General features: G+C 54.8%; 10 protein-coding genes and 1 CRISPR repeat array. Of the genes, 4 read left to right on the forward strand and 6 right to left on the reverse strand.

Annotated elements, in window-relative coordinates; all coding sequences use genetic code 11:
• Positions 1 to 20 precede the first annotated feature (20 nt).
• Entirely contained in the window at positions 21 to 713 is a 693-nt protein-coding gene (locus tag AAY24_RS15470) for a DUF2461 domain-containing protein (protein ID WP_046860446.1), read from the forward strand.
• An 81-nt stretch (positions 714 to 794) separates the two neighbouring features.
• A CRISPR array of direct repeats spans positions 795 to 2,611; the repeat unit is 36 nt; unit sequence GTTGTAGTTCCCTCTCTCACCCCGGATGACTACAAT.
• Between the two features lie 63 nt (positions 2,612 to 2,674).
• On the opposite strand, the gene cas2 is transcribed toward AAY24_RS15470, so the two are convergent.
• Genes cas2 through cas9 form a run of 3 tightly spaced genes read right to left on the reverse strand, consistent with a single transcriptional unit; the run spans position 2,675 to position 7,136 of the window.
• Complete coding sequence (cas2, locus tag AAY24_RS15475) at positions 2,675 to 3,007, reverse strand: CRISPR-associated endonuclease Cas2 (RefSeq protein WP_046860447.1); 333 nt, start codon at positions 3,005 to 3,007, stop codon at positions 2,675 to 2,677.
• A 6-nt stretch (positions 3,008 to 3,013) separates the two neighbouring features.
• Positions 3,014 to 3,925, reverse strand: a complete 912-nt coding sequence (gene cas1, locus AAY24_RS15480; protein WP_046860448.1) for a type II CRISPR-associated endonuclease Cas1 — start codon at positions 3,923 to 3,925, stop codon at positions 3,014 to 3,016.
• A gap of 4 nt (positions 3,926 to 3,929) precedes the next feature.
• A complete protein-coding gene (gene cas9 / locus AAY24_RS15485) occupies positions 3,930 to 7,136 on the reverse strand; it encodes a type II CRISPR RNA-guided endonuclease Cas9 (protein ID WP_046860449.1) in 3,207 nt (1,068 codons plus the stop codon).
• Positions 7,137 to 7,543: 407 nt separating this feature from the next.
• On the opposite strand from cas9, the gene AAY24_RS15490 reads away from it, so the two are divergent.
• On the forward strand, positions 7,544 to 8,707 hold the full coding sequence (locus tag AAY24_RS15490) for a hypothetical protein (protein WP_046860450.1): 1,164 nt from the start codon (positions 7,544 to 7,546) through the stop codon (positions 8,705 to 8,707).
• Between the two features lie 184 nt (positions 8,708 to 8,891).
• Complete coding sequence (locus AAY24_RS15495) at positions 8,892 to 9,458, forward strand: plasmid pRiA4b ORF-3 family protein (protein ID WP_046860451.1); 567 nt, start codon at positions 8,892 to 8,894, stop codon at positions 9,456 to 9,458.
• 9 nt (positions 9,459 to 9,467) lie between these two features.
• On the opposite strand, the gene AAY24_RS15500 is transcribed toward AAY24_RS15495, so the two are convergent.
• On the reverse strand, positions 9,468 to 9,731 hold the full coding sequence (locus AAY24_RS15500; RefSeq protein ID WP_335337180.1) for a DUF3820 family protein: 264 nt from the start codon (positions 9,729 to 9,731) through the stop codon (positions 9,468 to 9,470).
• Positions 9,732 to 9,733: 2 nt separating this feature from the next.
• A complete protein-coding gene (locus tag AAY24_RS15505) occupies positions 9,734 to 11,128 on the reverse strand; it encodes a DEAD/DEAH box helicase (RefSeq protein WP_082117178.1) in 1,395 nt (464 codons plus the stop codon).
• Between the two features lie 156 nt (positions 11,129 to 11,284).
• Here AAY24_RS15505 and AAY24_RS15510 point away from each other — a divergent pair, with 156 nt between their 5' ends.
• Positions 11,285 to 12,421, forward strand: coding sequence for a BaiN/RdsA family NAD(P)/FAD-dependent oxidoreductase (locus AAY24_RS15510; RefSeq protein WP_046861368.1), 1,137 nt, complete (start codon positions 11,285 to 11,287; stop codon positions 12,419 to 12,421).
• Between the two features lie 14 nt (positions 12,422 to 12,435).
• On the opposite strand, the gene AAY24_RS15515 is transcribed toward AAY24_RS15510, so the two are convergent.
• Positions 12,436 to 13,965, reverse strand: a complete 1,530-nt coding sequence (locus AAY24_RS15515; RefSeq protein WP_052761275.1) for a serine/threonine protein kinase — start codon at positions 13,963 to 13,965, stop codon at positions 12,436 to 12,438.
• Positions 13,966 to 14,061: the final 96 nt, after the last annotated feature.

The raw sequence follows: 14,061 nt of genomic DNA on the forward strand, positions 1-14,061 counted from the left end.
ACAACTCACGCCAGGAGACGATGATGGCCCCGTTTGACGGTTTCCCCCAGGACACTCTGCGGTTCCTCAGCGAACTGAAGGCGAATAACAACAAAGCCTGGTTCCATGACAACAAGGCCCGTTACGAGGCCCTGGTCAGGGAGCCGGCGCTCGCTTTTATAGAATCTCTGGCCCCCGGACTGGCGGAGATCTCGCCCCATTTCCGTGCCATTCCGAAGAAGGTGGGGGGCTCGCTGATGCGGGTCTATCGGGATACCCGCTTCGCCCGGGACAAGACCCCTTACAAAACCAATATCGGCATCCAGTTCCGCCATGAGCTGGGCAAGGATGTGCACGCCCCCGGCTTTTACCTGCATATCGAACCGGAAAATTGCTTTGTCGGGGCCGGCATCTGGCGTCCCGATGGAAAGACCCTTAACCAGATCCGCAGCTTCATGGATGACAACCCGGCGGCCTGGAAAAAGGCCCTGCAGTCGCCGGGTTTTGCCGGGCAGTTCAGCCTGGATGGTGACACCCTGAAGCGGCCACCCCGGGGATATGCTGCCGATCACCCGCTGATCGAGGATCTGAAAAGAAAGGATTTCATCGCCTTCAAGCCGATCCCGGCGGAGGCCATCCATTCGGCCGATCTGTGCCGGTCGGTGTTGCAGGACTTTCGCTGCGCCGATGCCCTGATGGGTTATCTCTGTACCGCCATTAACGTCAACTACTGAACCCGGAGTGTTATATTTAGAAGAGGTTTTTATTGGTTTTACGAATGGCTTTCGAGCTCGCTAATGTGAAATGCTTTTTATGGTGGCGATCCCTCTCTCACCCCGGATGACTACAATAGCTGGGGCGAGATTCGCGTGCCTGCATTTGTTGTAGCTCCCTCTCTCACCCCGGATGACTACAATGGTGTCGAGGATCTGCGCATCCGTCCGAAGGTTGTAGTTCCCTCTCTCACCCCGGATGACTACAATTCGTGCTGATAGCTCGCCTGCCGCATTTCGGTTGTAGTTCCCTCTCTCACCCCGGATGACTACAATCATTGCTCTGGGCATGGATGTCGATGTCGAGTTGTAGTTCCCTCTCTCACCCCGGATGACTACAATCCAGTGCTACAGGCCAGCATGACGCTGACTGTTGTAGTTCCCTCTCTCACCCCGGATGACTACAATACCTCGTAGTGGATGGCTTCAACAATCATGGTTGTAGTTCCCTCTCTCACCCCGGATGACTACAATAGGAGCCAGAGGGCCGTGACAGACCAGCAGGTTGTAGTTCCCTCTCTCACCCCGGATGACTACAATTGCGGCCTCGTCAATCACGACGATGCCCTGGTTGTAGTTCCCTCTCTCACCCCGGATGACTACAATTTAAAATACCTAGCGAGTGAGTATAAGACAGTTGTAGTTCCCTCTCTCACCCCGGATGACTACAATTCGCCAACTGGCAGCGCCACCAGCGGATCAGTTGTAGTTCCCTCTCTCACCCCGGATGACTACAATTCAACGACCGCGACCCACAGAAAGAGATCCGTTGTAGTTCCCTCTCTCCCCCCGGATGACTACAATTAATATACGTCCGGTCGGTCGTTGGCACGAGTTGTAGTTCCCTCTCTCACCCCGGATGACTACAATGAAAGCTGGCCCGGATCCGGATGCCACCGAGTTGTAGTTCCCTCTCTCACCCCGGATGACTACAATGCACCGTTGGACGGCTACACCACGTTTGTGGTTGTAGTTCCCTCTCTCACCCCGGATGACTACAATATGACCGCCTCAAACGTATCGGTAATGGAAGTTGTAGTTCCCTCTCTCACCCCGGATGACTACAATGAGTGGGATGTGTTGGCGGCGCTGTACCGCGTTGTAGTTCCCTCTCTCACCCCGGATGACTACAATCGCCGACGGTCCGATTGCCGAGCTGAATTGTTGTAGTTCCCTCTCTCACCCCGGATGACTACAATACTGATGAAGAGGTGGTGATTGCCGGAGGAGTTGTAGTTCCCTCTCTCACCCCGGATGACTACAATAAGCTCTGTGACTACCTGATGCGCAATAAAGTTGTAGTTCCCTCTCTCACCCCGGATGACTACAATAGGTGTGCGCACTATGCCTGGATGGGCATGGTTGTAGTTCCCTCTCTCACCCCGGATGACTACAATGAACGGCGTGACGCCCTGGTGCAGCGGCTGGTTGTAGTTCCCTCTCTCACCCCGGATGACTACAATATGCGTTGGTGGCGTTCTCTCAGGCTAATCGTTGTAGTTCCCTCTCTCACCCCGGATGACTACAATTTGGTATAGATTACTTAATGCACCTGGACTGTTGTAGTTCCCTCTCTCACCCCGGATGACTACAATCGCTCAATCCACACAGGAGAACCCAATGGAGTTGTAGTTCCCTCTCTCACCCCGGATGACTACAATTGATCTAGGTTAAATACCCCAGGTCCCCAAGTTGTAGTTCCCTCTCTCACCCCGGATGACTACAATTGTTGTTCGTCTGCCCGGTGTCGAGATCGTGTTGTAGTTCCCTCTCTCACCCCGGATGACTACAATAAACAGCGCTTAACTGCTTCTCGCGATCCAGTTGTAGTTCCCTCTCTCACCCCGGATGACTACAATACCCTGCCCTGGAACCCCCGCCAGTACTGGAGAACAGGGGGTTCCAGGGTGATTTTTTTGCGTTTAGAGCAAGACCAATTGGGCTGATGAGACAGTTTTTTCTTGCTTTTTGGGTTCGCCTACCAGCAGTTTCATCTGTACAAACTGCTTTTCACTTACCTGCAAACACCGCACGGAGCCCTCTGGTGGCAGGTTGGCGGAGAGCCTTTTCAAGTGGGTTTCCATATTGTCGAAGCCATTTATTACCCTGCCGTAAACCGACCATTGAATCATGTCGTATCCGTCTTTAAGGAGGAAACGACGGAACAGGGTATAGGCCCGCTTGTCTTCACGGGTAATAGTGGGGAGGTCGAAGAATACCAGTAGTCGCATAAATCTTCGGGTCTCTTGGCTCATGGGGATCTACATCTGTGTCGATTCGAATAGCGGGAGGTGGAGCTTGTGGCCGCCATCATGGAGTCGTTGGGTTAGACTGACCACCATGCTCTCAGTGGCGTTAAGCACGGTACTTCGCGTCATTACTCCGTCCACATCAATCATGGGTATGTCCTGGTTCAGTATGTTGACAAGGGTCGATTTGTGACTCGGTAACAGCTGGTCATCCTCTTCATGGGGGAAATGCTTGAGCAGGTAGGCATCAAGTAATGGACGAAAGGGCTCTATAAGGTCATCGGCCAGGTTAAAACTATTTTGCTCGTTGCGATGATGCAGACCAAAAGCGGCAATGAAGCCGTAGCAAACCAGGTTACGTGCCAGTGCCGCGCGGATTATGGCGTAGCCGTAGTTGAGAGCCGCGTTGTGAAAGCGAATCTGTTTTCGCGTAAAACCACCGCCAAATAACGCCGGAAAATAGAGCTGGCTTGCCTGCGCCTCGGCATTGCCACTGTCACCCGACTTGACTTCCTTTATCAGCGCGAGCAGCTTGCTCCCTTCCTTGGTCCTGCCCATGTGTTGTAGGACCAATGCCTGGTTCCTGATCTTTTGCTTTACAATTGAACGCCACAACTGTTTCCGTTGGGGCAAACTCATGGCCAGTTGCATCTTCATGGCCTTCAGTGCGCGACTGTGTGGCAGATAGGGAATTAAAACCCCATTTGGGTGGTGGTTTAAGCCGACGGTTATGACGGCGATCTGCCTTTCAGCGCATGCCGAGAGCAGTTGCGCACTCAGGGTGATTTGTGGGCAATCGATAAGAAGAACCGCAATATCTTCCAGCGGGATGCTGACCTCACCATCATCCTGCACCACCTTCAACGCCCCATGCCTGAGCTTAAGGTAGGATGGGCGGCTGATCATCACGCTTCGCCAGGCCATTCTGCTACTTTCCGGCCCGTAAAGGTTTCCGGGTTTCGTGGACTACCCGGTACAAGTTACCTAGTAAGTCCACGTGATATTTCTCCACACTGTGGGCGGTTTTTATCCCGATACTGCGCATCAGGCCGTTTTTGCCAACCGAACGGTTGCGATCATGCGCCCAAATATGGATGGCGCCGGTGGATATATCGAGGCCGGCATAATAACCTTCGCATGGCGCCTCGTGTGGTTTAACTACCACCGATACCCAGTCGTTGGGATAGAGACTGAATAAAAAGCTGAAACTATCATCAATATCTATCCATCCATCTTTTCCCCGTGCAACGGCCTTATTTGGTAGTTCATTTCTTGCCGCGTCTGAGACGTAAACAGGTACGGCAAAATACCGCTCTTTTTTAGTAAAAATATCGACTCGCACCATATTGCCGTTATTGGCAATCCCGCCGCGAACCGGAATGCCACTTTTTTGTACTGTGAATAGTTTGACACTGCGGACTACAGGTGCGGTGGATTTATTATTACCGGGTTTATACAGCGGTTCCTTGAAAGCTTTTTTGCCATCATCACCATGTTCGGTTAAACGCTGTGAAATGGCTTGGATCAGCTGGTGGTTACGCGGATCCTCATAACCCACGATGTTGGGTATATCTTTCAGTTTCAGTTTTTCCAAGGGTGTCTTGACGGTACTTCTATTCTCGCCAAGATACTTTGCAGATCGGATGGTCTCTTGGTGTGCTGCACCAAGCCCGCGCCGAGTCGGGGCTCGTGAGACCCGTATCGGTTTTACTTGTTTCAGCCTCTCATCCGTGTAGTAGGCGAGGTTTTTCAGTTGTTGGGCCGGGTCAGGTGATAACCAGGCCAGCAGTTCACGGCGAAAGTCGGTCCAGGGTTGAGGAAAGTGATCGTCGAGTTTGCGAAGGGCGTTTATATCGATTATTTCCCCAGTTTCCGGATCAAAATGATGGCCCCGTGCGTACTGTAATTCCCCTCTGCGGGAGTAGTCTGCCAGCCGTTTCACCATGGCGTGACTACAGGCTGCCACAACAGCTGCATCAAGGGCATGGTGTAGATCGCCATTTTCACGAACTTTGATCAAGCCCCATCGAGCACGTAGATAGGCAGTTAACTGGCCTGATACTACAACGCAACGCTGATTCGGTTTGTTCAGCTTTAAGTGGGTTTCGACCATGCGTTTGAATTCACGGGCGATGTAACGGGTGTCGGTAAGATGCCGCTCGCGGAATTCAGTAGCAGCCTGTGCAGCAAAATCTTTGCGCAACAGGTTACGTTGTTTGCTTGCTCGATAGCTCTTGTTGCTGTTAACCCATGCCACAAAATTTCGCCACTGTGCGCTGTTACTCGCCCCGTCGAGATATTCATAGGGTGTCTGGTTTCCTTTGTTTCGGTTCTCGGTAGTGAGCGTTAACACTTTATTGTTCATGCCGTCATTAAAACTACGCGAGTAGGGCAGTGCGTGATCAATCTCTACGTAGCCATCTTCAAAAAGACGATTGATGTCTAACGGCTTCAGACTGTATGCGCATTTTCCACTCTGTTCGCGGTAAAGGCGCCACTTGGTAAGTTGTAAACCTTTTGGGGTAAAGCCAAAGTTTTCCTGGAAAGTTTCAATGTCCCTGGCCTTGTCTTTCTGATATTTCTCCTGGTCTTTCTCTATTTTGCGTCGTTCGTCAAATGGTTTGTTCAGATCGCGAGCCAGCTCAATATGCACCGCGTCAGGTGGACCGTATTCCCGGACAATAGCATTGACCAGTTTTCTCGCTTGGTTAAGGGCCCTGGAGACCACCGGGTTGGCAATTGACTGTTTGCTAAAGCGGGGGATATAGGGCGTTTTGCTTGGTTGTGGTAAGTGGCTGTGATGGGAATAACCTGCCAGCTTTACCGCTTCGTCATACCGGTGGCCGATCTCCATATGGGGTATGATTTTGCGTAATGCCTTGATGGATAGTCGGACAAATTCACTAAAAGACTCATTCAGTACAGCTTCTATAACGGAGGCCTCAACGCCTTTCTCGATGAGCCACTGTTTTGCCTCTTTATCCTCTTTAAATACAGTCAAGGCGTAGGTAATGTTGTCCAGTTTTTCCGGGTTCTGGCTGTCACGCTGCCACTCCAGATTTAACCCCGCTTTTTTATAGACATTACGCAGTGCGTGGAATGCTTTGGCCTCGAAGAAGACTCTATTTTCCGGACTTTTTCCATTGTCCTGGGCGGGGTGATAATGCAGACCGACGAATCGTATGTTGTCGGGAAGTTCCAGGATTTTACGAACCTGCTTGTAGGTCAGTTTACTCTGGCTAAATGGCTTTGATAGGAGTGCCTGGCGTTCGGATTCGTTCAGGGGGCGTGTTTCCCCCGATCCGCTTACGCGTAAGTTGTTCAGTTTCGTCAGCCAGATAAAACGTTCTGCAGTGTAACTTGCCTTTGGAGCCCTGAACTCATCCGGTTCTAAAGTACAATGCCCCACCATTTTTAACAGGTTTGTTCCCGATAGTGCGGGGCGTCTCTGCATCAACAGCGTGTGAACAGCATCTTCCAGTTCCGGTGTGGCATAGGGGTTGCCGAGTTCCCGTTGACGGGAAAAAAGTAAGTGAAGCTCATCTTCAAGATCGTGGCGCGAGAAAGTATGGTTGTACGCACCTTTTTTGTTCCGCTTTGCCTCTCTGAAAGCCTCATGACGGGCGGCTAACTCACCCATGGTGCGTAACCCCGACTGTTTCAGTAACGCCTGGTTCTGGTTGACTCCGCTAAGCATTTGGCCCGCTTTTTCGTCAGTTTTCACCTCACTTTTTCGATTTGAATGGAAGCCGCGATGTTTGACGATATGGTATAGAACTGTGGTCCACTCGGCGGATGTAAGTTGTCGATCTAGCCCTTGGGCGCGTAGTTCCCAGGGGGACTGGCCACTGATAAAAGTGGATGTGTCGGTGTCCGGAATCAGGTTGTGGCGCTTGAATAACCGACGCAAGCGCAGTAGACGATGGGCTCGCCGTTGCAGCCGCCGTCTGGTGAGACGAGCATCCCTGCGTATCTTGTTGAGTGGCTCGCCCTCTTTTGCTGTTTCAGCCCGGTCAAATGTGCGCACATGGAGCCCAATAATATGCTGTTGCCCTAACAGGGCGGCTCCAACGGATGCAATTCCAATATCGAGACCGAGGGTATAGGCTTGTTGTGGCTTGGCGGATTTAGGCATGGTCTTCCTTCTCGGCTTATTATTGTGTATTCTTTATGGCGTTGTGGTTATCCGGGGTGAGAGCCGTTACTACAATAAGGTCTTTAAATAGAACCGAACCCGACCCGACCTCTGCTGCTTGCATGTCGGGTTTTTATATTCTGGAAATTAGTGTGTTTTCCATAGCCCTTTATCGTCCGGTGGGCTGGTTCATTAATGAGAGTACTAAACTTCAATTAAGATTAAAACGCCTAGTCCAGGTTGCGATTTTAATACTCCTTAAGCCATCCTCTGTTTGTTCCGTCTTTTCCCCTGGCTACTTGCTTATCTCTTTAGTTCCTCTATGATGTGTCTAGACTCTATAAATAGTTAATTATTTCAATAACTTATATAGGTATAAATAGAATATTGCATCTGAGGTTCAGGTTATGCAGTCAGGTCCGCGCGAGATCGAAACCCCGTTCCGCCCCATTCCGCTGGAAGTACCGGAGGGGATGAAGCCGAACGAATTTTTCAACAGCACCGAAAACCTCAACGACTTGGTGCACAACAACGGCCTGCTGGTGAATCCGGAGAACCTGCTGCTCTACCGCAAGGCGCTGGGTCACAGTAACGAATTTGATGCGTCGATCATCTACAACACCTCCAATTTGATTCTCGATCCGCTGGGGCGGCCGGTGCGCCGCACCCAGGTGCCGGACCGGGTGAAGCATGTCTGGAACCGGATGAACCAGGTGGTGATTGCCTACATGCTGGAGCAGTACCCCGATCCGGACGAGGCGCTGATCCTGGCGGGAGAGGCGAGCCTGGACGCCACCTGGCCCCTTACCTCGCCCGGCGTGCCCAGCATCCGCATGCTGCACAACCACTTCATCGTGTTCGACAAACGGCAGTTGCGCCAGGCGCCCATGGCCGATCCGGACAACCCGAACCTGACTGATGGCGGTCAGCACAGCCTGTTCCAGGCCTATATGAATGATGTCTACCGGGAGTTTTTCTCCCAGCTGGATCTGCATATCCTCCGCCCGGTCACGGATGGCAGCTGCCGGCTTGAGTTGACCGGCTATCCCCAGGGCCTGCCCAGTTGGGAGGTGCAGGGGGGTGTGGAGATCCTGAAAAGCATCCGCTTCTGGCGCGAGTATGATGCCATTCTGATGGGCTTTATCGATTTTTACCGCACCTTCTTTACTCAGGTCTCGACGCGTAATGCGCCGATTCCCAAGGACGCTTACTTCCCTGAGCAGATCGAGAATACCCTGCTGTATAACAACGACTTTCTCAGAGTTGCCAAGAAAGTGCGGGACCAGTGTGTACAGGATGCCAAGTATGCCAATGCCATCCGCTGGCAGCCGGCCTTTAAACAGCTGCTCTACCGGGATGACAGTGGTCGTCTGATCGTCACCATCAGCCAGAACTCGATCGGTAATGCCATTACCGAGCTACTGGGTGTGGTGGTGAGACGGGTTCCCGATGCCGAAGCCTATGAAGCGAAAGAGCCGCAGTTGATCGAGCGTTTGCTGGAAGTGCGCCGCCGCCTGGTGGAGGCGGACCTGGGCGAGGCGCTCAGCACACCTTATTGGGGGGCTGAATAAGGTCCTGAGTCTGCGTCCGTTACCCATCAACGTAGATAAACAGCCTTATAATCAAGGTGGTAGTAAGGCGATCCTTTCGCCGGGTGCTATTGAGCGAGGTCATGATTTTTACAGGTAGGGGTTTTACTCTGTCGATGGATTGTTACTATGAATAGCCGCGGCGAGAAGAAACTACACTTCGATTATGGATTATCTACGCAAGGTCTACCAACTGAATATCAGTCTCCTGGGAGTGGTGCCGGAGGTGTGGCGGCAGGTGCGGGTTGCCGATAGTGATACGCTCGCTTCCCTGCATGAGACCCTGCAGGTCGCCATGGGCTGGACCAATATTCATATGCACATGTTTATCAAGGGGCAGGAGAAGTACGGCGTCCCGGACGACCAGTTTCCCGATGATACCCATAATGAACAGCAGGTCCGTTTGCGCCAGGTACTGAAAAAGCCAGGTGACAGCCTGCTCTATATCTATGATTTCGGCGATGCCTGGGAGCACCGGGTCGTGCTGGAGGAGGTACTGCCCTACGACCTGTCCCAGCGCCTGCCGACCTGCTCGGGGGGCGCGCGGGCCTGCCCGCCTGAGGATGTGGGTGGCCCGCCCGGTTACGACGAGTTTCTGGAAGCCATTGTGGACCGCTCCCATCCCGAGCATGATTACATGGTGCGCTGGATCGGTGGCGAGTTCTCCCCTGAATTGTTCGATATCAATCTCACCAACCAGCTGTTGCGGGAGAATCATCTCCACATCGTCTGATGCACTTCCTCAGTGCACGGTGGGGATACGTTTGAGTGGTTCTATCAGGCTCTCCAGACCGTTGATCTTGATCTCCAGGGTGAGGGCCATCAGCTGCCCCAGCTCCCCTTCCGGAAAGCCCCGATTGGCAAACCAGATCAGATAGGCCTCCGGCAGGTCGATCAGGGCGGTTCCCTGGTACTTGCCAAACGGCATCTTCAGCTTGGCCAGTTTGACGAGCTGCTGCTTGTCGAACATGGTGGGGGAGGAGTCGTGATGGTCTGATCCGGACAAGACTACTTTTTTCGGGTCAGGGGTTTGTGGCCCGCTTCACGGGGGCTGCTGTCACCGGGATTACTGCTCGGTTTACGGCGTTTGCCGATATTTTTCCGATCCCGCAGCCGCTGCTTGGGTTTTCTGGCGCCGCTCTTTGCCGGCTTGTCGGTTGCCGTTTTCTTTTTGCCGCCGGCGGCCTTGCCCGATGTCTTGAGTCTTTTCGGGCCCCGGTACTTTCCGGCAATCTCCTTGATCAGGCGCCGTTCGAACTCATGCTTCAGGTAGCGCTCGATACCGCTCATCAGGTTCCACTCCTGATGGCTGACCAGGGAGATCGCCAGTCCCGGTTGTCCGGCCCGACCGGTGCGCCCGATCCGGTGCACATAATCCTTGCCGCTGCGGGCCATATCGAAGTTGATAACCAGATCCACACCCTTGATGTCCAGGCCCCGGGCGGCCACGTCGGTGGCCACCAGCACCTTGATGGTTCCCTGTCGCAGCAGGGCCATGATCTGATTACGCTCATCCTGCCCCATGTCACCGTGGAGAACCCCGGCCCGCACCCCCTGTTTGCGCAGTTCCGGGCCCAGGGCGTCGGCCTGCAGCCGGGTGTTGGTAAACACCAGCGCCTTGTCAAACGTCTCATGCAGCAGCAGCCAGGCGAGTTGCCGCTGTTTGTGCAGCTTGTCATCGGACGGGATGATCTGCTGGGTGATGTTCTGATGCCGGTCGCGCACGGTATTCAGACTGATGCTGACCGGATCACGCAGCAGTGTGTCGGTGATCGCTTTCAGACCGCGGTGACTCAGGGTGGCGGAGAACAGCAGGGTCTGGCGGGCCGGATTACATTGGCTGGTAATGTTGAGCACATCCTCGCTGAATCCCATGTCCAGCATGCGGTCCGCCTCATCCAGGATCAGTACCTCCAGGTCGCGGAAATCGGGGGTGCCCTGTTCCAGATGCTCCAGCAAGCGGCCCGGTGTGGCCACTATCATCTCCGGGTTCTTGCGAAACAGGGCGCGCTGGTACTTGAATGACTCTCCGCCGGTGATCAGTCCGATCTGCAGGCGGGTACCCTTGATCAGTTTCTGGCCCTGCTTGAGGATCTGGTGACCCAGTTCCCGGGTCGGTACCAGTATGAGCACCCGGGTGCCACTCTCCGGTGCCGAGGTGTTCAGCAGATGGTGCAGGGTCGGCAGCAGGAAGGCGAAGGTCTTGCCGCTGCCGGTTTCGGCGCTGGCGATCAGATCCTGCCGTTCCAGTGCCACCGGTATCGCCTGCTGCTGGATCGGGGTGGCCTGGTTCAGTCCCAGGTCGTCGAGCGTCTGGAGCAGTCGGGGATGGAGTGGGAAACTGGATAACAACGGAATCACCTTGGTAGCGAGAGAACAAAACTGCCCACTATTGTAATCCATTGCCGCCGGAATAGTGGTATAAATCACGTCGCTCGCCGCCCGGCAGTTGTATGCGATAATCCGCCGCTGACAGTCAGTGGTGAGCTCTTTTCCAGCCGGGATGACGTGGTGAAGCAATACGATGTAACAATTATCGGAGCCGGTGCCGCCGGCCTGATGTGCGCGGCCACGGCGGCGCAACGGGGCCGTGATGTGCTGCTGCTGGACAACAGCCGCAAAGTGGGCAAGAAGATACTCATGTCCGGTGGCGGGCGCTGCAACTTCACCAATCTCTATGTGGGGCCGGATAACTACGTCTGCCACAATCCCCATTTCTGCAAGTCGGCACTCAGCCGTTACACCCAGTGGGATTTCATAGCCCTGGTGGAGCGGTACGGGATCGCCTATCACGAACGGGATCATGGCCAGCTGTTTTGTGACGACTCTTCCCGGCAGATTCTCAACATGCTGCTGGCGGAGTGTAACCAGGCCGGTGTTACCCTGCGTGCCGGTTGCGAGGTGCTCTCGATCAGTTACGATGAGCAGTACCACCTGACCACCAGTGAGGGTGAGTTCTGTTCTCCATCCCTGGTGGTGGCGACCGGTGGACTCTCCATTCCCACCATGGGATCGAGTGGGTTCGGTTATGCCATTGCCCGCCAGTTCGGTCTGAATGTGTTGCCGCAGCGGGCCGGCCTGGTGCCGTTCACTTTCAGTGACCGTATGAAGGTCTTGACCGAACGCCTGGCCGGGATCTCCCTGCCGGTGAGCATGAGCACTGCTGATCGCTCCTTTACCGAGCAGCTGCTGTTCACCCACCGGGGCCTGAGTGGCCCGGTTGCCCTGCAACTCTCCAACTACTGGCAGGCAGGGGAGCCGATAAGGCTGGATCTGCTCCCCGATCTGACGGCTGATCACTGGTTGCTGGAGCTGAAAAAGGCCCATCCCAGGGGATTGCTGAAAAATCTGCTGGCAAAGCGGCTGGCCAAAAAACTGGTAATAGAATGGATCCGTTTGGAGTGGCCTGAGTGGGAGGAACGACCTATGGCGGAGATCCCGGATCGGGTGCTGGGTCAGATCGGTGAGCAGTTGAACGGCTGGAAACTGAAACCGGCCGGTACTGAAGGTTACCGGACGGCGGAGGTGACCCTGGGGGGTGTGGATACCGATGAGCTCTCTTCAAAAACCATGGCGTGCAGACACCAGCCCGGGCTCTTCTTTATCGGTGAAGTGGTGGATGTGACCGGGCATCTGGGTGGGTTCAATTTCCAATGGGCCTGGTCTTCCGGCTATACCGCCGGCCAGTTTGCCTGACTTCCGATTCCCGGCTAACGTTGATTCTGCGGATTTAACCGGTCGAAGATGGTCTCGATGGAACGGGTGGGGGTCGGACGGTTGAGCTGGTTGAGCATTCTGATCAGCCGTTCGTGCCGGGGCTGTACCGAGAGTCCCTGGGAGATTTGACGCCGGGCTGCCAGGGTGCGTCCCCGGTTAATATTGGCCTGGGCCAGATCGGCATAACGGTTGGCAATTTTCACCATCCCCCGGCGCGCCTCAGCGTTGTCCGGGTCCTTTTTCAGCACCGCATTGTAGTAGAAACGGGCACTGTTCCCCTCGGGATAGCTGAGACGATCCGATGCCAGCCGTTGCCCGGCCTTCTCCAGTAACTGTTTGATCTCAGGATCGACCGGCTGCGGTTCAGGTTCCGGCTGCGGTTCAGGTTCTACCGGGGTCGCCAGCTCCGATAGCTGCTCTGCCTGTTCCTCGCTTTCGGTCGGGGATTCCCCTGAGTCGGGAGGCTCTGCCTGGATGTCGGCGGGGGCTACCACCGCGACCGGTTGCATAGCTGTGGCAGGCACTTCCAGCACGGTTTCCGGGGGGGCTGCCGGTGTCTCAGCGGTGCGCTGGCCCAGCACCAGTCCCAGTCCGGCCAGCAGGGTCAGTCCGGCCAGGCCGCCATAGGCCAGTCCGTTCAACCGGCGGCGCCGGGTAGTCTGGGGGGATGGTGTCCGGGGCTGCGCCGGTTCGGCAGAGTTGGCTTTTTCCGCCTTTAACCGACTGCGCACAGCCTGCAGATTCATCAGCAGTTCGACGCCGTTCTGGAAGCGATCTTCCGGCTTCTTGGCCAGCAACTTCTCCAGTAGTGGTTGCAGTTCGGCGAACTGCTCCGGCAGTTTCGGAATCGGGTGCTGAATATGGGCCATCAGGGTGGCGGCAAAACTGTCTGCGGTATAGGGTTTCCGACCGGTAAGCATCTCGTAAAGGATAATGCCCAGGCTGTAGAGATCGGAACGGCCATCCACCCGGCGGATGCCCTGGGCCAGCTCAGGGCTGAGATAGTGCGGGCTGCCCATCACGGTGCCGGTGACGGTGAGATCATTGTCGGTCTGGATCAGCTTGGCGATGCCAAAATCGGTCAGCACCGGAGTGCCGTCGTTGCGGAACAGGATGTTGGACGGTTTGATATCCCGGTGTATCACACCCTCCCCATGCACATAGGCAAGGCAACTGGCCAGCCGGCTCAATATCTTCAGTGCCTGGGACGGTTTCAGTCCCTGCATTATGCGGGCTTTCAGGTCACCGCCTGGCAGGTACTCCATGGCGATATAGTAGAAGCCGTCACCCTGTCCGATGTCGAAAATGGCGATCAGGTTGCTGTGGTTCAGCCGGGCGATATAGCGTCCTTCGTTGAAAAAACGCTCAAAAAACTGTGGAGTGTCCGGATCATGCAGGACCTTCAGGGCCACCGGTCTGCCAAGCGACATCTGGGTGGCCAGGTAGACGGTCGCCATACCACCCCTGCCGAGAATACGCTCGATACGATAGCCGGGGACTTTGATCTGCAGGCTATGGTTCATTACTGGTCCTGTCGGAACTGGTCTGACGCCTGGCGATCTGGCCAGTCATCTGCTCGGAAAGAGGTTACCCCCTTGCTTGGGGGTATCGTCCGTGAA

It is taken from the genome of Sedimenticola thiotaurini (genome assembly GCF_001007875.1).
Lineage (GTDB): Bacteria > Pseudomonadota > Gammaproteobacteria > Chromatiales > Chromatiaceae > Sedimenticola > Sedimenticola thiotaurini.